A 17,690-nucleotide genomic window follows, 5' to 3' on the forward strand; every position below is an offset into this window, starting at 1 on the left:
TCAGCCCTTCCGTTCCGGGTGCTCGGCCAGTTCGGCGTCGGTGTAGTACTTCTCCAGCTCGGAGAGCTCGAAACACCCGAGCAGGTCGGGCCGCATCGGAACCTGCGGTTCGGGCGTCACCGACACGTCGGGCACGACGGAATCGTCGTTGTCGACGGCCCGGCACACCAGCAGGGTGTTGCGCCACTTGGCGTCCATCTCCGGATAGTCGTCGCGGGTGTGGCCGCCCCGGCTCTCGGTGCGTTGCAGCGCCGCCTTGGCGACGCATTCGCTGACCAGCAGCATGTTGCGCATGTCGATCGCCAGGTGCCAGCCCGGGTTGAACACCCGCCCGCCCTCGACCGTGACGTTGGCGTAGCGGGCCTTGAGCTCGGCGAGCTTGGTCAGCGCCGCTTCGATCTCTTCTTCCTTGCGGATGATGCCCACGAGGTCGTTCATCGACTGCTGCAGTTCGGCGTGCAGGGTGTACGGGTTCTCGGGGTTGTCGTGCTTGTCGAACGGCGCCAGCGCCATGCGGGTCGCGTCCTCGACCGCGGCCTCGGTGACCTTCGGCCGGTCGGGCAGCGCGCGCACGTACTCGGCGGCTCCCAACCCGGCGCGGCGGCCGAACACCAGCAGATCGGACAGCGAGTTGCCGCCCAGCCGGTTCGAGCCGTGCATGCCGCCGGAGCACTCGCCGGCCGCGAACAGGCCGGGCGTGGCACCCGCGCCGGTGTCCGGATCGACCTCGATGCCGCCCATCACGTAGTGACAGGTCGGGCCGACTTCCATCTCGTCCTTGGTGATGTCGACCTCGGCCAGCTCGATGAACTGGTGATACATCGACGGCAACCGGCGCTTGATCTCCTCGGGAGGCATGCGTGACGCGATGTCGAGGTAGACGCCGCCGTGCGGCGAGCCACGCCCCGCCTTGACCTCTGAGTTGATCGCGCGGGCCACCTCATCGCGGGGGAGCAGGTCAGGCGTGCGCCGGGCCGAGTCGTTGTCCTTGAGCCACTGGTCGGCCTCCTCCTCGGTCTCGGCGTACTGGCCTTTGAACACCGAGGGGATGTAGTCGAACATGAAGCGCTTGCCCTCGGAGTTCTTCAGCACTCCACCGTCGCCGCGCACGCCCTCGGTCACGAGGATGCCCTTGACGGACAACGGCCAGACCATGCCGGTCGGGTGGAACTGGATGAACTCCATGTTGATCAGACTCGAGCCGGCCCGCAGCGCCAGGGCATGCCCGTCACCGGTGTACTCCCAGGAGTTGGACGACACCTTGAACGACTTGCCGATGCCGCCGGTCGCCAGCACCACCGCGGGCGCCTCGAACAGCACGAAATTGCCCGTTTCGCGCCAATAACCGAACGCACCAGCGATCCGGTCGCCGTCCTTGATCAGCTCGGTGATCGAGCATTCGTGGAAGACCCGAATGCGCGCGTCGTAGTCGCCGAGTTCGCGCTTGTCCTCCTGCTGCAGCGAGACGATTTTCTGCTGCAGCGTGCGGATGATCTCCAGGCCGGTGCGGTCACCGACGTGGGCGAGGCGCGGGTAGGTGTGGCCGCCGAAGTTGCGCTGGCTGATCCGGCCGTCCTTCGTCCGGTCGAACAGCGCACCGTAGGTTTCGAGCTCCCACACCCGGTCGGGTGCCTCCTGCGCGTGCAACTCGGCCATTCGCCAGTTGTTGAGGAACTTGCCGCCGCGCATCGTGTCGCCGAAGTGCACCTGCCAGGAGTCCTTGGTGTTGACGTTGCGCATGGCCGCGGCGCAGCCGCCCTCGGCCATCACGGTGTGCGCCTTGCCGAACAGCGACTTCGTCACCACCGCGACCCGCAGACCCCGTTCACGCGCCTCGATCACCGCGCGCAAACCCGCCCCGCCGGCACCGATCACGACAACGTCGTAGGAGTGCCGTTCGAGTTCAACCATTAATCCTCACTTGCTCTTTGAGTGTTATTGCTAACCAATGAATCTCAGGTCGGAGATGGTTCCGCTGGCCACCAGCATGATGTAGAAGTCGGTGAGCACCAGGGTGCCGAGCGTGATCCAGGCGAACAGCATGTGCCGGGTGTTGAGCTTGCTCACCTGGGTCCACATCCAGTACCGGACAGGGTGTTTGGAGAAGTGCTTGAGGCGGCCGCCGGTGACGTGCCGGCACGAGTGGCACGACACGGTGTAGACCCAGAGCAGGATCACGTTGACGACGAGGATGACGTTGCCGAGGCCGAATCCGAATCCGCTGGGCGAATGGAACGCGACGATCGCGTCGTAGGTGTTGACCAGCGAGACGAGGACGGCGGCGTAGAAGAAGTACCGGTGCGCGTTCTGCAGGATGAGCGGAAAACGCGTCTCTCCGGTGTATTTCGCGTGCGGCTCGGCCACTGCGCAGGCGGTCGGCGACTGCCACACCGACCGGTAGTAGGCCTTGCGGTAGTAGTAGCACGTGAGCCGGAAGGCGAGCAGGAACGGCAGCGAGATGAACGCCATCGGGATGAACCACGGCAACTCGCCGACCCACTGCCCGAAGTGGCTCGACCCCGGCGCGCACGCCGTGCTCACGCACGGCGAGTAGAACGGGGTGAGGTAGTGGTAGTCCTCCACCCAGTAGGCACTGCCCCAGAAGGCCCGCACCGTGGCGTAGACGACGAACGCCGCGAGCCCCAGGTTGGTCAATAGTGGTGCCTGCCACCACCGATCGGTCCGTAGGGTGCGCTGTGGGATCTGAGCTCGCGTGGTCGAGAAGACCCCGGTAGCGCGACGGTCAGCGGTGGGTGCGCTCACGGTTCCCTTTCTGAGGTTCAGTTGTTGCGGTGGGCGTCAAACGCCCACGCGCTCATCGATATCCGCCGAGTCCTTCGTCGGCGACGTCCTGCCAGAAATCGCTTCCGTACTGGGTGTCGGGAATGGCGATCTTCTCGGCGCCCTGCCGCTGCCGGGTGACCCCGTGGCGCATCTCCAGCTCTTCGGCGTCGATGTCGAGTCGCTCTATGTCGTTGAGGATTCTTTCGGCATCATTGACGACGCGACGCATGGCCGGGGAATCCCCGTACTTCGAAGCAAGCGTGGTGACGCAACGACGCATGTCGCCGATCAGATTGTGCAGTTCGGCGAATTCGGTGGTGCTGGACAAGTGACCTCCTTGGGCTGAAGGGTGTCATGGCTCACAGTACGACAACCAATGCTAGCCACGTCACCGAGTTGAGAGTGACACAGGTCACGTTGAGGAGTCGGAGGTTTTTGCATGTTGTCTCAACAGGTTTTGCAGGAGCGGGCGTCGGCGCTGCTTGCGCTGCACCGGCCGGGCAACCCCGGCGTCCTGCCCACCGTCTGGGACGCCTGGTCGGCCAATCTGGCCGTCGAGGCGGGCTTCGCCGCACTCACCGTGGGTAGCCACCCGGTGGCCGATTCGATCGGCAAGGCCGACGGCGAGGTGATGTCGTTCGACGACCTGCTCACGCGCGTTCGTCAGATCACCGACGCCGTGGATGTTCCCGTGTCCGTGGACATCGAATCCGGTTACGGCGAGGCGCCGGCCCGCATCATCGAGGGTTTGTTGGATGTCGGCGCGGTCGGCTTCAACCTCGAGGACACCGTGCACAAGGACGGCGGCCGGCTGCGCACCTCGGCCGAGCATGCGGCGTTGGTGGCTGAACTGCGTGCCGCGGCCGACGCCGCCGGAGTCCACGTCGTGATCAACGCACGTACCGACCTCTTCCTGCGCAACGACGGCGAGGACGCCGACCGTGTGGACCGTGCGATCGCGCGCCTGACCGAGGCGGCCGGCGCGGGGGCCGATTCGCTGTTCCCGGCCGGCCTGAAGGATCCGGAAGGCTTGGCGCGCTTCACTTCTGCGGTACCGCTGCCCGTCAGTGTGACGGTACCGCCGGACTCCGCCGACCGGGCCGAGCTCGCGGCTCTCGGGGTCGGCCGCATCACCTTCGGGCCGTTTTTGCAGTGGGCGCTCACGGCCCAGGTCAAGGAGATCCTGTCGCGCTGGACCTAGCCCGCCGGGGGTAGCCGCGCCGGATGTGTCCTGCCCGTAAATAATGTGGCCGTGGGGGTCACGACGAACAGGCAGGACATACGCCATGGGTAGGCGCAGGAAATACGCAGCGACGATGGTGCCCGTGGTGGCGACCGCGGCGATGCTGAGCGGTATCGGCGCTCAGCCCGCCGCGGCCTCGGGAATGACGATGGTGCCGCTACAGAACGTCATCCGGCAGTGCGATTTCGTCATGGAGAACTTCCTGGTCGGCCATGGCAGCGGCACCGGTTCGGGATCCGTCGAGATCGGCGCGCCCGATTCCGGCACCGTGCGCGCCGACGTGCGTATGCAGACCGCGGATCCGAACACCGTCTACCAGGTGCGGCTGATCCAGACGCCGCGGTCGTCGGCGGCCACGTGCAACGCCGGTGATCCCGGTGTCGCGGCCGGGGTGTTGCACACCGACGGCGCGGGCACCGGTTTCACCACGGTCACGGGTCCACGGCAGCAGGGTTCGACCGGCGCGTGGGTGGTCGTCGAGGGCCCGCCTGCGCCCGGCAAGGTGCGCGGTGAGGTTTACAGCACGACGCTGCTGGTGAATCTCTGATCGCCGGATAACCGAAAGTCGATGCACTGCTGAGGGTTCCACCGGCTTCGTTCGGCGGATCATCCGAGCCGGATTCGGACCGCCAGCCCCGCTGACGCGATCACCGCGGCACCGCCGAGCACCGTCACCCAGGTGAGACCCTCGTGCAGCATCAGCGCCGCCCAGCAGATGGTCATCACGGGCTGGACGAGTTGCACCTGGCTTACTTGGGCGATCGGACCGATCGCCAGGCCGCGGTACCACGCGAAGAAGCCGAGATACATGCTGACCGCGGCGAGGTAGGCGAACGCCGCCCACTGATTGGCGGTGGCGTGTGGCGGATGCTGTATGACCGACACGCCGGTCAGCACGACCATGACCGGCGCCGCCACCACGAGCGCCCACGACACCGTCTGCCACGCCCCGAGTTCACGCGCGAGCAGCCCGCCCTCGGCGTAGCCGATCGCCGCCGCGACGACGGCCCCGAACAGCAACAGGTCGGCCCAGCTCAGATGCCCGAAACCGCCGCCGTGGATCATCGCGAACACCACGGCGGCGACAGCGCCGATCCCGACCGCTACCCAGAAGGCCAGCGGTGGACGCTCGTGCCCGCGTAGCACGGCCGCGACCGCGGTCGCCGCGGGCAGCAATGCGATGACCACGGCGCCGTGACTGGCGGGCACGGTTGTGAGCGCATACGACGTCAACAACGGGAAGCCTGCGACGATGCCGGCCGCGACGACTGCGAGCCGTATCCACTGCCTGCCGCGCGGTAGGGCCTGCCTGGTCAGGACGAGCGCGGTGGTGGCGAGCAGAGCGGCGACGACGGCGCGTCCGGCACCGATGAACAACGGTGACAAACCGCCGACCGCGACGCGGGTGAACACGACTGTGAACGAGAAGGCCGTGACGCCGAGCAAACCCCACCAGAGCCCGGCTTGCGATAGCGGTGACCGCGACTGGGTAGTAGCGCTACTCTGATCCAACATGGATAACGATAGCACTGAGCGGATCGTCAGCGGTCTGCGACAGTGGATCGCCACCGCACCGTCCGGTGCCCAACTGCCGTCCAACCGGGCGCTGGTGGCTCAGTACAACGCGAGCCCGGTCACGGTCGCCAAAGCGATGCGCACGCTGCGCGGCCTCGGTCTGGTGGAAAGCCGGCCAGGGGTCGGCACGTTCGTGCGGGCCGTCCGCACCGCCCGCCCGCCCGATTACGGTTGGCAGACGGCCGCATTGCGATCTCCGCACGCCCGCATCCCGGTCCTGTCGACACCCCTGCGCAGCAGCGCCCCCGACGTCATCGGGCTGCACTCGGGCTACCCCGACCGCGAACTGTTGCCGCAACGCCTCGTGCGGGCCGCTGTCGCGCGGGCCGCGCGCGGCGACACCGCACTCAACCGATCGCCTGCGCCGGGCCTGCCGGAATTGCAGGCGTGGTTCGCGCAGGAGCTCGCCGAGGTGAGCCCGGCAAACGTCAGCGCGCCGTCACCGCGCGACGTGATCGTCCTGCCCGGCAGCCAGAGCGGGCTCAGCTCGACGTTCCGCGCGTTGGTCGGGTTCGGACAACCGTTGCTCATCGAATCGCCCAGTTACTGGGGTGCGATTCTCGCGGCCGCACAAGCGGGGGTGCGGCTGGTTCCGGTGCCGAGCGGCACGAGCGGGCCCGATCCCGACGAGCTTGCCCGGGCCTTCACCGAGACCGGCGCCAGGGTCTTCTACGCGCAACCCAACTTCGCGAATCCGACTGGCGCGCAATGGACTTCCGAGCGCGCCCAGCAGGTGCTCGACGTCGTGCGCAAGCACGGCGCGTTTCTCGTCGAGGACGACTGGGCGCACGACTTCGGTATCGACACGACCGCGCGCCCGGTCGCCGCACATGACGACGGCGGCCACGTCATCTATCTGCGTTCGCTGACCAAGAGTGTGTCGCCGTCGATCCGGGTGGCGGCGATCATCGCCAGGGGACCCGCGCGTGAGCGCATCCTCGCCGATCGCGGCGCCGAGTCGATGTACGTCAGCGGGCTGTTGCAGGCCGCGGCACTCGACGTGGTGACGCAACCGGCCTGGCGCACCCATCTGCGTGATCTGGCCGAACAGCTGAAAGCCCGCCGCAACCTCCTGATCTCGTGCCTGGACGAACACGTCCCCGACGCGCATTTGGACCAGGTGCCCCGCGGTGGGCTGCACGTGTGGCTGCGATTGCCCGATGCCACCGATCTCGAGCGCCTGGCCCGCGATTGCGAAGCCGACGGGGTGCTGGTCGCGCCGGGTTCGGAATGGTTCCCCGCCGAGCCGGCAGGCCCGTTCCTGCGGTTGAACTACTCAGGCCCGGATCCGGCCCGTTTCGACGAGGGTGCGCGCGTGATCGGGCAGGCCCTCGCGCGCCAGCACGGCTAGCCGCACCTCACCGGCCCGCGACCTCACAGGTGCGTTCGGCAAACCGTGAGCACACCGTGATGGGCGCTTCACACAGCGCGACATTTCGGCAATATCGGCTTTTTAACCTCGCCGTATGCAGTCAACAAAAAACGTCGTCGTCGTGGGCCACGGCATGGTGGGCCACCGCTTCGTCGAGGCGTTGCGGGCCAGGGATGAGCAGGGCACCTGGCGGGTGACCGTCCTGTCCGAGGAGGCCGACGCCGCCTACGACCGCGTCGGGCTGACCGGCTACACCGAGCACTGGGACCGGGCCCGGTTGGCGCTTCCGGGCAACGACTATGCGGGCGACGACCGCGTCGAGTTGAGGCTCGGCAGTGCGGTGGTCGAGATCGACCGCGCCGCCAAGACCGTGCGCACCGCCGACGGCGACTCCATCGACTACGACACCCTCGTGCTGGCGACCGGTTCGTACGCGTTCGTGCCGCCCGTGCCGGGCCACGACCTGCCGCACTGCCACGTCTACCGGACCCTCGACGATCTGGATGCCATCCGCGCCGGCGCACTCGCCGCGGTCGACTCCAAGACGCCGGTCGGCGTGGTGATCGGCGGCGGGCTGCTCGGCCTGGAAGCCGCCAACGCGTTGCGCGCGTTCGGGCTGACGACCCATGTGTTGGAGATGTCGCCGCACCTGATGGCGGCCCAGCTCGACCCAGCAGGCGGCGCACTGCTCAACCGGATGATCCGCGGTCTCGGTATCGAGGTGCACACCGGGGTCGGCACCGAGAGCATCCAGCCGGTCCAGCGGAACAAGCCGCTGCGCAAGTCCGACATCGACGACTCCGTGCGGCTTTCGCTCAATGACGGCAGCAGTATCGACGCCGGCGTGGTCGTCTTCGCCGCCGGTGTGCGCCCGCGCGACGAACTGGCCCGCCAGGCCGGTCTCGACATCGCCCAACGCGGCGGTGTGCTCACCGATCTGTCTTGTGTCACAAGCGATCCGAGTATCTATGCGATCGGTGAGGTGGCCGCGATCGAGGGCCGCTGTTACGGCCTGGTCGGCCCCGGCTACACGAGTGCCGAGGTCGTCGCCGACCGGCTGCTCGGCGGAGAGGCCGAATTCCCCGAGGCCGACATGTCCACCAAGCTCAAACTGCTCGGCGTCGATGTGGCGAGTTTCGGTGACGCCCAGGGGCGCACGCCCAACTGCCTGGACGTCGTGGTCAACGATCCGGTCAAGAAGACCTACGCCAAACTGGTTCTCTCGGATGACGCCAAGACGCTTCTCGGCGGCATCCTGGTGGGCGACGCGTCGGCCTATGGCGTGCTGCGCCCGATGGTCGCGAGCGAGTTGCCCGGCGACCCACTGTCGTTGATCGCACCGGCGGCTGAAGGTGGAGCCGGGGCGTCCGCCCTCGGCGTCGGCGCATTGCCCGATATCGCGCAGATCTGCTCGTGCAACAACGTGACCAAGGGTGACTTGAAGGAGGCGATCTGCGGGGGCTGCGCCGATGTCGCCGGCCTGAAGAAGTGCACGCTGGCCGGCACGTCCTGCGGATCCTGTGTGCCGCTGCTCAAGCAGTTGCTGGAGGCCGAGGGCGTCGAGCAGTCCAAGGCGCTGTGCGAGCACTTCACCCAATCCCGGGCCGAGCTGTTCGAGATCATCAGCGCAACCGAGATCCGCACGTTCTCCGGTCTGATCGAGCAGTTCGGTACCGGAAAAGGTTGCGACATCTGCAAACCCACGATCGCGTCGATCCTGGCCTCGACGAGTTCCGACCACATCCTGGATGGCGAGCAGGCCTCACTACAGGACTCCAACGACCACTTCCTGGCCAATATCCAGAAGAACGGCAGTTATTCGGTGGTGCCGCGGTCGCCGGGCGGTGAGATCACCCCGGAACAGCTGATCCTGATCGGCGAGATCGCAAGGGATTTCGACCTTTACACCAAGATCACCGGCGGGCAGCGGATCGACATGTTCGGTGCTCGCGTCGAACAGCTACCGGAGATCTGGCGGCGGCTGGTCGAGGGCGGCATGGAGTCCGGCCACGCGTACGGCAAATCGCTGCGCACGGTGAAGAGCTGCGTGGGCAGCACGTGGTGCCGCTACGGTCAACAGGATTCGGTGAACATGGCCGTCGAGATCGAGAAGCGCTATCGGGGTCTGCGTGCCCCGCACAAGATCAAGATGGCCGTCTCGGGCTGCGCGCGCGAATGTGCCGAAGCGCAGAGCAAAGACGTCGGCATCATCGCCACCGAGCAGGGCTGGAACCTCTACGTGTGCGGCAACGGCGGAATGTCGCCGCGGCACGCGCAGCTACTGGCCGGCGACCTCGACGACGAGACGCTGATCCGCTACATCGACCGCTTCCTGATGTTCTACATCCGTACCGCGGATCGGCTGCAGCGCACCGCGCCGTGGTTGGAGGCCATGGACGGCGGGCTCGACCACCTGCGTGACGTCGTGTGCAACGATTCCCTCGGCCTGGCGTCGGAGTTCGAGGCGGCCATGGAGCGCCACGTCGCGGGCTATGCCTGCGAATGGAAGGGCGTGCTGGAGGATCCGGAGAAGCTCTCGCGTTTCGTGTCGTTCGTCAACGCGCCCGATGTGGCCGATCCGACCATCACGTTCACCGAGCGCGCCGGCCGCAAGGTGCCGGGCGCGACCGATATCGGGATGCCGAAGGTTCGCGGATTCCAGGAGGCGAAATGACATTGCTCGACGATCGTGAAGACTCCCATGCGCAAACCCTTTCGGAGTGGACGACAGCGTGCCGCTACGACTTTCTGATGCCGTGCCGCGGCGTCGCGGTGTTGTTGCCGGACGGCGCTCAGGCGGCATTGTTCCGACTCGATGACGGTTCGTTGCACGCCGTGGGCAACATCGACCCGTTCTCGGGTGCGGCGGTGATGTCGCGCGGAATCGTCGGGGACCGTGGCGGCCGGGCAACCGTGCAGTCACCGATCAAGAAACAGGCGTTCGCGTTCGACGACGGCAGCTGCCTCGACGACGCGGCGGTGTCGATTCCCGTTTACCGAACCCGGGTCACATCCGCGGGAATCGTCCAGATCGCGGCTTGATCAGTCGGCGCGTGTCCAGTGGGCGTCACGACCAGGAAGTTTGCGGCGGCGCACGTCACCGCGGCGTTCGAGAACCGTCAGGTTCCGGTACACCGCCTCGATCACGACGGGTTCCCGGAAGTGCTCGTGGATGTGGTCGCGCAACTGCGCGGTCGACATGGGTTTCTTGCTGCTTTCCAGGGCGCTGAGCAGGTTCTGACGCAGCCGCTCCGCAGGTGCTGAGTCAGGCACTGGCACAGCAGTTTTGGCCATTATCACGCGCTGCGCAGCCCGGTCTTGTCACCTGCAACCTACCCATACCCCCGCACACTCCGGACAACGATCGACATAACGATAGCTGAGTACAACTCGCCTATTCACTCGGAGATCTGCCACGTGCGCGTCAATAACTTGGGTTACAAAGTTAACCACCTGCACAGGCCGTGTTTTGATCGTGATCTTTGCCAAAGTGAACAACAGTTGAACAACGGTGGCGGTGCCGGGTGATGCCCAACTGGCTAACTAGAGATGTTCGCTGGAGATGTTTAGACTCGCACCCGAGGGGGAACCTTCGAACGGGGGTGATGAGTAATGCTCGGGCGGTCGATCCTGAATCTGCTGGGCGCGTCGGCAGTGCTCGGCGCGTTGGTTGCTGTGGCGCTGCCGCTTGGCCTGAACGCGGTCGATCGGACGGGGCAACCCATCCCGTGTGGCAGCGCTTTCAGCCCCGATTACGAGGTCGCGGCCAAGCAGGATCTGCTCAACCTCGACCAGCACACCCTGGCGGGGCCGGCGTTCGCTACGAGTGACTACGTCGCACAGTGTGCTGGATTGGTCACCGATCGCAGAAGTGTGGCGCTGTCGGTCGGCGGCGGCGGTGCCGCGCTGTTGCTGACGGTGTTTGCTGTGCCTTACGCGGTCAGAATGGTGAGCTCACGCCGCGGCAGGAAGGCTGAGTACGCCCGCCCGGCGGAACCGGTTCGCGATCAGTCTGACCATGCCCGGATGGGTGCCCAGTGGGTCACTCACCAGGTCGGCACCGGAAGCACGCAGCCGATCCTGGAAAAGTCCGTCGGCGAGCAAATAGGAAGCAACAACTACGCGGCGCGGACGCGAGGAGCAGATGGAGTCGCCGCCGCTGCGGCGGCGTTGCGCCGCGACGGCGTCGGCCACGCTGGGGGCGCCGGTGGCGGCGTAGGCCAGTTCTACGCGGTCGCCGGTAACGGCTGACAGCATCGCCGCGGTGCGGCGCAGATCGGACTGCGCGCCCGGGTCTGACGTTCCCGCCGCGGCCAGGATCACCGAATCCCCTGGGCGCCAGCCCGACTCGACCAGGCGGTCGGCGATGACCCGAACGGTGCCGAGACAGGGACCAAGCGGAGGCGTGATGCTGACCAGCGGATGCCCGCTGGCAGCGACGTGGGCGGGCACATCGACGCGGACGTGGTAGCCCGCGGCCAGGAACGCAGGAACCAGGACCGCGGGCCGGTCCGTCGGCAGCGTGGCGAGTACCTCTGCGGGGGTCGGCCCGAGCACGTCGATGAACGAGACGTGCACCCTGCGGTCGAGCAGCCCGGCCACCCGGTCGGCCAGATCGCCGATCATCGCGACGCCGCCGGGCTTGCGGGTTCCGTGTGCGACCAATACCAGGCTCATAGCGCCCGCGCCATATCTTTCATCTCGGAGTCGTCGACGGCCAGGCGGTAGCCCCGCTTCACCACAGTCGACACGATGTTCTTGTCGCCCAGAGCCGTTCGCAGCCGGAGCACGGCCGTCTCGACGGCGTGGGTGTCGGTACCGCTGCCCGGCAGCGCCCCGAGCAGGTCGAACCGCGACACCACCGCACCCGGTCGATGCGCCAGCGCGCGGATGGTCGCCATGGCCGCCGGGGACAGCGACTTGACGACGCCGTCGACGAGCACGCATGTGCCCCGGATCTCGAGCACATGGCCGGCCACCCGCACCGTGCGGGACTGCAGCAGCGGCAATTCGTCGGTGATGTGACGGGCGAGGGCGCCCAGTCGCATGCGTTCGGGCGCCGACGTCGGCACGCCGAGCCGAACCAGCGGGCGGGCGGTGACCGGGCCGACGCACATCGCGTGCACATCGGTGCGCAGGGCCGACACCACCCGGTCGGCGATTCCCATCTCGGTCGCCCGCATCAGGACCGACGCCACCGCGGGCGCCGAGGTGAAGCTGACGGCGTCGAAGCGGCGTTCGGCGATGCCGGCCACCAGTTGATCGAAGTCCCCGTCAGCGGGCGCGGGATGCCAGCGATACACCCGGATCGGCACCACTTCGGCGCCGGCCTCTCGTAGTTCGTCGAGGAATTCCGGGAACGGATCCCACTCGTCGGTGGCGCCGTGCAGCTGGACGGCGATGCGTTGGCCGGCGACGCCGTGTTCGACGAGATACCGTACGACCTCACGCGAGGACTCCGACTCCGGTGACCATTCCTCGGGCAGCCCGGCTGCCCGCAGCGCGCCGGTGGCCTTCGGGCCACGGGACACGATGCGGGCCTTGCCGAGGGCGTCGGTCAACTCGTTCGCCAACCCCCAGCCGTCGGCCGCGGCGATCCAGCCCCGAAACCCGATGCCCGTCGTGGCGACCACGATGTCGGGCGGCAGGTCGATCAACGACTCTGTGTGCGAACGCAGTTCGTCGTCGTCGGGCAGCGGGACCATCGTGATGGCGGCTGCGCTCGTCACCGTCGCACCCCGCCTGCGGAGCAGCGCACTCAGTTCGTCGGCACGGCGGGAAGAGGTCACCGCCACCCGAAAACCGGTGAGCGGTGCCCAGTCGGGCTCACTCATGGTTCCTGTGTATGCAGGCCGTGTTTCCAAGTCGTTACCCGGCGATTGCTGAGGCGTGTCGCTGCGATTCGTCCACTGTGACCTGGGTCGCAACCGGGCGACGGACGTAACGCACCCACGTGACCACCGACGCCAGCACGTAGAACGCCAGGAAGATCCAGAACGCCGCGGTGGCCGATCCGCTCGACAGGTAGGACTGCCGCAGCGCGAGGTTGATGCCGACGCCGCCCAGGGCGCCGATTGCACCCGCGAAGCCGATCAACGCGCCCGACATCGACAGCGACCACTTCTGCCGCTCTTCCTCGCTGACCTGCAGCGAGTGGCTGCGCGCCTCGAAGATGGACGGGATCATCTTGTACACCGAGCCGTTGCCCAGCCCGCTCAGCAGGAACAGGGCGATGAACCCGATCACGTAGCCGGCCATCATCAGGCCGGTCGCCGCGCCGGTGCTGTGGTCGTCGACCACGCTGATCGCGACCAGCAGGCCCGCGGCCAGGATCATGCCGCCGAACACCGCCAAAGTGACTCGGCCACCGCCGATCCGGTCGGCGAGCTTGCCGCCGTAAACCCGCGACAGCGATCCGAGCAGCGGCCCGATGAACGCGATCTGGGCGGCGTGCAGCGAGGCCTGCGCCGGAGTCTGGCCGCCCGCGGCGAAGTTGATCTGCAGCACCTGGCCGAATGCGAACGCGAATCCGATGAACGAGCCGAACGTCCCGATGTAGAGCAACGAGATGACCCACGTATCCCGCTCGGAGAGAATGGCTTTCATCGCGCCGAGGTCGATCTTGTGCTGCTCGAGGTTGTCCATGTACAGCGCCGCGCCGATGCCTGCGACGGCCAGGGCCACGAGGTAGATCGCGCACACCCAGTACGGCGCCCGGTTGCCCGCGGTCGCGATCACGAGCAGGCCGACGAGCTGGATCATCGGCACGCCGATGTTGCCGCCGCCCGCGTTGAGCCCCAACGCCCAGCCTTTGAGCCGCTGCGGGTAGAAGGCGTTGATGTTGGTCATCGACGAGGCGAAGTTGCCCCCGCCGAAGCCCGCGAGCGCCGCGCACAGCAGGTACGGCCACAGCGGCAGGCCGGGGTTGGCCATCAGCACGAGGGTCATGGTGGTCGGCACCACCAGGACGAACGCCGAGAACACCGTCCAGTTGCGGCCACCGAAGGTGGCGGTGGCCAGCGTGTAGGGGATCCGCAGGCAGCCACCCACCAGCGTGGCGGTGGCGCCGAGCAGGAACTTGTCACCGGCGGAGAAGCCGTACACCGCCTCGGGCATGAACAGCACCATCACCGACCAGATGGACCAGATCGAGAAGCCGATGTGCTCTGCGAACACCGACCAGATCAAATTGCGACGCGCGACGAACTTGTTTCCGGCCTCCCACGCGACCGTGTCCTCGGGATCCCAGTTGGTGATGCGGTTCGACTTCAACAGATTGGGCATGAGGAAACGCTAGAAAGCGTTTATTGCCCGAAAGCTGCCCGCGGTGACCCGGCCGTGAACTTCCCCTCACCGGGTCATCACGTCGGGTGTGAGGCCGATTTACCAGACGTCGCCGTCGCGCCAGTCGCAGGCGATCGCCGCGGTGGTGTCCAATTCGATGCCCATCGGCAGCACGAACACGCCGCCGTCGTCCTCGGCGGTCCGAACCAGGCCCGAGGGCGCGAGCACCGACGTCGGCCCCTGCCATGGCAACCAGCCACGAGAGGTGTACATCTGCCGGCCGACGTCCGAGGCGCTCAGCGCGCCGAGCTGATAGGCCCCGCGCAGCACTTGTTCCAAGGCATCCATTACGGCGGTGCCCAGCCCCTGGCCGCGCCAGTCCTCGCGGACCGCCACGCCCTCGATGTAGCCGCATCGCAGGGCGATATCGCGGTACAGCATCCGGCGTTGAACAACGGCACCGTGCGCGATGAGCGCACCATGGTGGCAGATCAGCGCATGCATGCCGCCGAGCGAGTGCTCCCAGTCGGCATCCGTGAAATCACCGTCGAACGCGTCGATGACCATCTGGTGCGCGCCCTCGCGGGTCTCGTGGTCGAGGTCGGAGGTGTGGACCAGGCGTGCAGTATGGAGAACCCCGCGCACGTGAGGAGCGTAGGTATTCGGGGAGACCACACTCTTGTTTTACCAGCGCTCCGCGTAAGTGTCTTGACTAACCTCGAAAGGTTGACGCGGGTAGGCCCAGTGCAATCGGACCGTCTGTCCGGGACGCACCTGTCCCAGTTTGTCGATGTCCTCGTCGATGACGACACCGATCACGGGGTAACCGCCGGTGACCGGATGGTCCGGCCCCAGAATCACCGGAAAGCCGTTGGGCGGTACCTGAATTGCACCTCTGGTCGCCCCCTCGCTCGGCAGCTGCCGATCTGGCCACCGATAGTCCATCGGCATTCCCACCAGCCGCATCCCGACTCGGTCGCTGCGGTTGGTGACGAGCCAGTTGGTGCGAGTGAGGATGTCGGGGTCGACGAACCAGTCGTCACGTGGCCCGGGCACCACCCGGAGTTCGACGATGTCCTCGCTGATCGCGGCCACCGGCGCCTGGTCGAGCTCGGGGAACTCGTCGGTGTGCTCACCGACCGGCAACACGTCGCCGGGCCGCAGCGGTGCCGGGCCGATCGCCGACATCACGTCGTAGCTGCGGGAGCCGAGAATCGGTTCGACGGCGATACCTCCGCGCACCGCGAGGTAGCTGCGCAGACCCGAATGCGGGGCGCCCAGCGAGATTACCTCGCCGTCGTGGACGTGATGAATGCTGTTGATGCCGAATGGAACTCCGTTCACCGCCGGATCGGTGTCCGCTCCGGTGACGGCGATCGCGACGTCGCCGCCCCGTACGCGGGCCGAGAATCCGCCGAACGTGACCTCGATCGTGGCACGCTCACCGGGATTGGCGACGAGGCGATTGGCCAACGTGTGCGACCGCCGGTCGGCTGCGCCGGAACGGCTGACGCCCATGTGCGCCAAGCCGGGCCGGCCGAGATCCTCGACCAACGCCAATGGTCCGGTGCGCAGGACTTCCAATGTGGTGGTCATCTGAGCCTCCTAACCGATCGCCCGGAACTGCACCCACATGCCGGGGGTGAGCAGCGCCGGGCTGTCTCGATTCACGTCGAACAGCACTGCGTCGGTGTGGCCGATCAGCTGCCAGCCACCCGGGGACTTGCGCGGGTAGATCCCGCTGAACTCGCCGGCCAGCCCGACGGCCCCGGCGGGCACGTTGGTGCGCGGTTCGGCGCGGCGGGGAACCCGCAGCCGTTCGTCGCCGTCGACGAGGTAGGCGAAGCCGGGCGCGAACCCGCTGAAACCGACCCGCCACGGGCTCCCGGTGTGAGCCGCGATCACCTGTGCCGGCGTCAGCCCGGTCAGTTCCGCGACGTCATGCAGGTCGGCGCCGTCGTAGACCACGTCGATGGTGATGTCCACCCGGTCGTCCGCCGGTGGCCCGGCCAGTGCGTCCGGTTGTAGCTGCAGCTTGCTCAGCCGCTGCCGTGTCGGCGCCTGGTACCGGTGCCCGTCCAGCTTGATCAGGATCGTCCGGGAAGCCGGGACGATGTCCATCACCCCTGGCAGGCCGGCCTCCCGCAGCGTGTCCGTCCAGGCCAAAACCTCGGCGGTACTTGCGAACTCAAGCAGCAGCGCCTGGTCGCCATAGTCATGTGGAGTACCGGGGCCGGTTTCCGCGCCCCGTGCGTCCATCAAATCCGATGCCACACTCATGGCATGAAACTACCCGCGAGTAGCTAATAACAACACGGGTTTGTGAAGGTTGCCAGAGCTGCCTTATCGAAGCCTCACACAGCGAGCTGATAGGTGGGCTCACGGCGCTTGATGACAGCGATCACGCGGTAGGTCACGGGGAGCAGGACGGCCTCGATCACGGTCTTGTAGATCCAGCCGATCGCGGCGTAGACCGCGAAGGAGCCCATGTTGCCGAATCCGATGATCGGTGCGGCGATCGCGCAGAACACCAGCGTGTCGGCGAACTGCCCGACCACGGTCGAGCCCAGCAGGCGCGCCCACAGGTGCCGCTCCTTGGTGCGCTGTTTGATCATCACCACGATCGCCGCGTTCACCAGCTGGCCGGAGAGGAACCCGGCCAGGCCTGCCGCGGCCAGGCCGGTGATCGACTCCACGGTGGTGGCCAGCGCGTCCTGGTTCGCATAGTCGGGTGCGGCGGGCAGGCGCACGGTGGTCCACAGCACCACCACCGCCAGGGCCTGCATGGCGAATCCGATGAGGATCGCGCGGCTCGCGGCCTTGAAGCCGTACACCTCACTCAGCACGTCGCCGATCACGTACGTGAGCGGGAAAACGATGAAGCCGCCGTCGGTGAGCAACGGGCCGAACGCGACGCCCTTGGTCGCCGCGACATTGGAGATCAGCACCAGGGCCGTGAACACTGCGACGAGCGTCGGATAGTAGGCCGAACCGATGATCGCCGTACCGCGGTGCTCGTGTTCCTGGGTGCTTGTCACCGGGCAATCTTGTCAGTCGGCCGCGGACTCGGGCCAGCGCGGTGGTTGGCCTCGCCGGTCTGGCGCTACTCGGCGCTCGATTACGTCGCGTCGTAGCACTGTTGGGGCCAGGTGCCATCCCGCCCGCATAATAGCGACAATGTCGCTGAAAAAGCCTCGTGCGCAACACCATTCGCTTGAGCCCCACGCCGACGATCGCACCTGTCACTCTGGCCCCGTCGGCCTCTTCGGTCACGCGATTTCCGCTGCCCACCTATCAGCGACAAAGTCGCGCGCATTCGGGCGCGTTATTGCAGAGGCCAATGCGGCGAGACGATACTTGTGTGCTGCATGTGATTTGACCAGAGCGGCCGACGGTGCCAGTGGGGCAGGTGAGTCGGTTTCCGCGACATTG

Annotated in this window: 17 protein-coding genes; 5 read left to right on the top strand and 12 right to left on the bottom strand. The window is 66.9% G+C overall.

Annotated features, from left to right (window positions below; translation table 11 throughout):
- Genes AWC31_RS21735 through AWC31_RS21745 form a run of 3 tightly spaced genes read right to left on the bottom strand, consistent with a single transcriptional unit; the run spans nucleotide 1 to nucleotide 3,112 of the window.
- Nucleotides 1-1,911, bottom strand: a complete 1,911-nt coding sequence (locus AWC31_RS21735) for a fumarate reductase/succinate dehydrogenase flavoprotein subunit (protein WP_085146049.1) — start codon at nucleotides 1,909-1,911, stop codon at nucleotides 1-3.
- Nucleotides 1,912-1,941: 30 nt separating this feature from the next.
- Entirely contained in the window at nucleotides 1,942-2,763 is an 822-nt protein-coding gene (locus AWC31_RS21740; protein WP_067848146.1) for a succinate dehydrogenase subunit SdhC, read from the bottom strand.
- A gap of 52 nt (nucleotides 2,764-2,815) precedes the next feature.
- Nucleotides 2,816-3,112, bottom strand: a complete 297-nt coding sequence (locus AWC31_RS21745) for an Rv0250c family protein (RefSeq protein WP_067848143.1) — start codon at nucleotides 3,110-3,112, stop codon at nucleotides 2,816-2,818.
- Nucleotides 3,113-3,223: 111 nt separating this feature from the next.
- On the opposite strand from AWC31_RS21745, the gene AWC31_RS21750 reads away from it, so the two are divergent.
- Both AWC31_RS21750 and AWC31_RS21755 read left to right on the top strand, forming a co-directional pair.
- Nucleotides 3,224-3,985, top strand: coding sequence for an isocitrate lyase/PEP mutase family protein (locus tag AWC31_RS21750; protein ID WP_085146050.1), 762 nt, complete (start codon nucleotides 3,224-3,226; stop codon nucleotides 3,983-3,985).
- A gap of 85 nt (nucleotides 3,986-4,070) precedes the next feature.
- Nucleotides 4,071-4,574 carry a hypothetical protein gene (locus AWC31_RS21755; protein ID WP_234790814.1) on the top strand — a complete coding sequence of 168 codons (504 nt, stop codon included), beginning with the start codon at nucleotides 4,071-4,073 and terminating at the stop codon, nucleotides 4,572-4,574.
- Nucleotides 4,575-4,633: 59 nt separating this feature from the next.
- On the opposite strand, the gene AWC31_RS21760 is transcribed toward AWC31_RS21755, so the two are convergent.
- The gene (locus tag AWC31_RS21760) at nucleotides 4,634-5,542 is read right to left on the bottom strand and encodes a DMT family transporter (protein WP_085146051.1); all 909 of its coding nucleotides are present in this window, start codon (nucleotides 5,540-5,542) and stop codon (nucleotides 4,634-4,636) included.
- On the opposite strand from AWC31_RS21760, the gene AWC31_RS21765 reads away from it, so the two are divergent.
- From AWC31_RS21765 to nirD, 3 genes are all read left to right on the top strand, one after another.
- Nucleotides 5,541-6,953, top strand: coding sequence for an aminotransferase-like domain-containing protein (locus tag AWC31_RS21765; protein WP_085146052.1), 1,413 nt, complete (start codon nucleotides 5,541-5,543; stop codon nucleotides 6,951-6,953). The genes AWC31_RS21760 and AWC31_RS21765 overlap by 2 nt on opposite strands.
- Nucleotides 6,954-7,068: 115 nt before the next feature.
- On the top strand, nucleotides 7,069-9,648 hold the full coding sequence (nirB, locus tag AWC31_RS21770; RefSeq protein ID WP_085146053.1) for a nitrite reductase large subunit NirB: 2,580 nt from the start codon (nucleotides 7,069-7,071) through the stop codon (nucleotides 9,646-9,648).
- The gene (gene nirD, locus AWC31_RS21775) at nucleotides 9,645-10,016 is read left to right on the top strand and encodes a nitrite reductase small subunit NirD (protein ID WP_085146054.1); all 372 of its coding nucleotides are present in this window, start codon (nucleotides 9,645-9,647) and stop codon (nucleotides 10,014-10,016) included. Before nirB ends, nirD begins: the two co-directional genes overlap by 4 nt.
- Here the strand turns inward: nirD and AWC31_RS21780 are convergent, their stop codons facing one another.
- From AWC31_RS21780 to AWC31_RS21815, 8 genes are all read right to left on the bottom strand, one after another.
- Nucleotides 10,017-10,247, bottom strand: coding sequence for a helix-turn-helix domain-containing protein (locus AWC31_RS21780; RefSeq protein ID WP_067848124.1), 231 nt, complete (start codon nucleotides 10,245-10,247; stop codon nucleotides 10,017-10,019).
- A gap of 681 nt (nucleotides 10,248-10,928) precedes the next feature.
- Nucleotides 10,929-11,651 carry a sirohydrochlorin chelatase gene (locus AWC31_RS21785; protein ID WP_085146055.1) on the bottom strand — a complete coding sequence of 241 codons (723 nt, stop codon included), beginning with the start codon at nucleotides 11,649-11,651 and terminating at the stop codon, nucleotides 10,929-10,931.
- Nucleotides 11,648-12,808, bottom strand: coding sequence for a uroporphyrinogen-III synthase (locus AWC31_RS21790; RefSeq protein ID WP_085146056.1), 1,161 nt, complete (start codon nucleotides 12,806-12,808; stop codon nucleotides 11,648-11,650). Before AWC31_RS21790 ends, AWC31_RS21785 begins: the two co-directional genes overlap by 4 nt.
- Before the next feature lie 34 nt (nucleotides 12,809-12,842).
- Entirely contained in the window at nucleotides 12,843-14,258 is a 1,416-nt protein-coding gene (locus tag AWC31_RS21795) for a nitrate/nitrite transporter (RefSeq protein WP_085146057.1), read from the bottom strand.
- Nucleotides 14,259-14,357: 99 nt separating this feature from the next.
- The gene (locus AWC31_RS21800; protein WP_067848111.1) at nucleotides 14,358-14,933 is read right to left on the bottom strand and encodes a GNAT family N-acetyltransferase; all 576 of its coding nucleotides are present in this window, start codon (nucleotides 14,931-14,933) and stop codon (nucleotides 14,358-14,360) included.
- A gap of 9 nt (nucleotides 14,934-14,942) precedes the next feature.
- Nucleotides 14,943-15,854, bottom strand: a complete 912-nt coding sequence (locus AWC31_RS21805; RefSeq protein WP_085146058.1) for a 5-oxoprolinase/urea amidolyase family protein — start codon at nucleotides 15,852-15,854, stop codon at nucleotides 14,943-14,945.
- A 9-nt stretch (nucleotides 15,855-15,863) separates the two neighbouring features.
- Nucleotides 15,864-16,538, bottom strand: a complete 675-nt coding sequence (locus AWC31_RS21810) for a 5-oxoprolinase subunit B family protein (protein WP_085146059.1) — start codon at nucleotides 16,536-16,538, stop codon at nucleotides 15,864-15,866.
- Nucleotides 16,539-16,612: 74 nt separating this feature from the next.
- Nucleotides 16,613-17,296 (bottom strand): queuosine precursor transporter, encoded by a 684-nt coding sequence (locus AWC31_RS21815; RefSeq protein WP_067848100.1) that lies wholly within the window; start codon nucleotides 17,294-17,296, stop codon nucleotides 16,613-16,615.
- Between the last annotated feature and the right edge of the window lie 394 nt (nucleotides 17,297-17,690).

The organism is Mycolicibacterium wolinskyi, from assembly GCF_002101965.1.
Classification (GTDB): domain Bacteria; phylum Actinomycetota; class Actinomycetes; order Mycobacteriales; family Mycobacteriaceae; genus Mycobacterium; species Mycobacterium wolinskyi.

What these genes read in the sequence shown, in the direction of transcription:
- AWC31_RS21750 (WP_085146050.1), top strand. Translation starts at nt 3,224, where the DNA reads ATGTTGTCTCAACAGGTTTTGCAGGAGCGGGCGTCGGCGCTGCTTGCG.
- nirB (WP_085146053.1), top strand. Translation starts at nt 7,069, where the DNA reads ATGCAGTCAACAAAAAACGTCGTCGTCGTGGGCCACGGCATGGTGGGC.
- AWC31_RS21805 (WP_085146058.1), bottom strand. Translation starts at nt 15,854, where the DNA reads ATGACCACCACATTGGAAGTCCTGCGCACCGGACCATTGGCGTTGGTC.
- AWC31_RS21735 (WP_085146049.1), bottom strand. Translation starts at nt 1,911, where the DNA reads ATGGTTGAACTCGAACGGCACTCCTACGACGTTGTCGTGATCGGTGCC.
- AWC31_RS21785 (WP_085146055.1), bottom strand. Translation starts at nt 11,651, where the DNA reads ATGAGCCTGGTATTGGTCGCACACGGAACCCGCAAGCCCGGCGGCGTC.
- nirD (WP_085146054.1), top strand. Translation starts at nt 9,645, where the DNA reads ATGACATTGCTCGACGATCGTGAAGACTCCCATGCGCAAACCCTTTCG.
- AWC31_RS21760 (WP_085146051.1), bottom strand. Translation starts at nt 5,542, where the DNA reads ATGTTGGATCAGAGTAGCGCTACTACCCAGTCGCGGTCACCGCTATCG.
- AWC31_RS21795 (WP_085146057.1), bottom strand. Translation starts at nt 14,258, where the DNA reads ATGCCCAATCTGTTGAAGTCGAACCGCATCACCAACTGGGATCCCGAG.
- AWC31_RS21765 (WP_085146052.1), top strand. Translation starts at nt 5,541, where the DNA reads ATGGATAACGATAGCACTGAGCGGATCGTCAGCGGTCTGCGACAGTGG.
- AWC31_RS21755 (WP_234790814.1), top strand. Translation starts at nt 4,071, where the DNA reads ATGGGTAGGCGCAGGAAATACGCAGCGACGATGGTGCCCGTGGTGGCG.
- AWC31_RS21810 (WP_085146059.1), bottom strand. Translation starts at nt 16,538, where the DNA reads ATGAGTGTGGCATCGGATTTGATGGACGCACGGGGCGCGGAAACCGGC.
- AWC31_RS21790 (WP_085146056.1), bottom strand. Translation starts at nt 12,808, where the DNA reads ATGAGTGAGCCCGACTGGGCACCGCTCACCGGTTTTCGGGTGGCGGTG.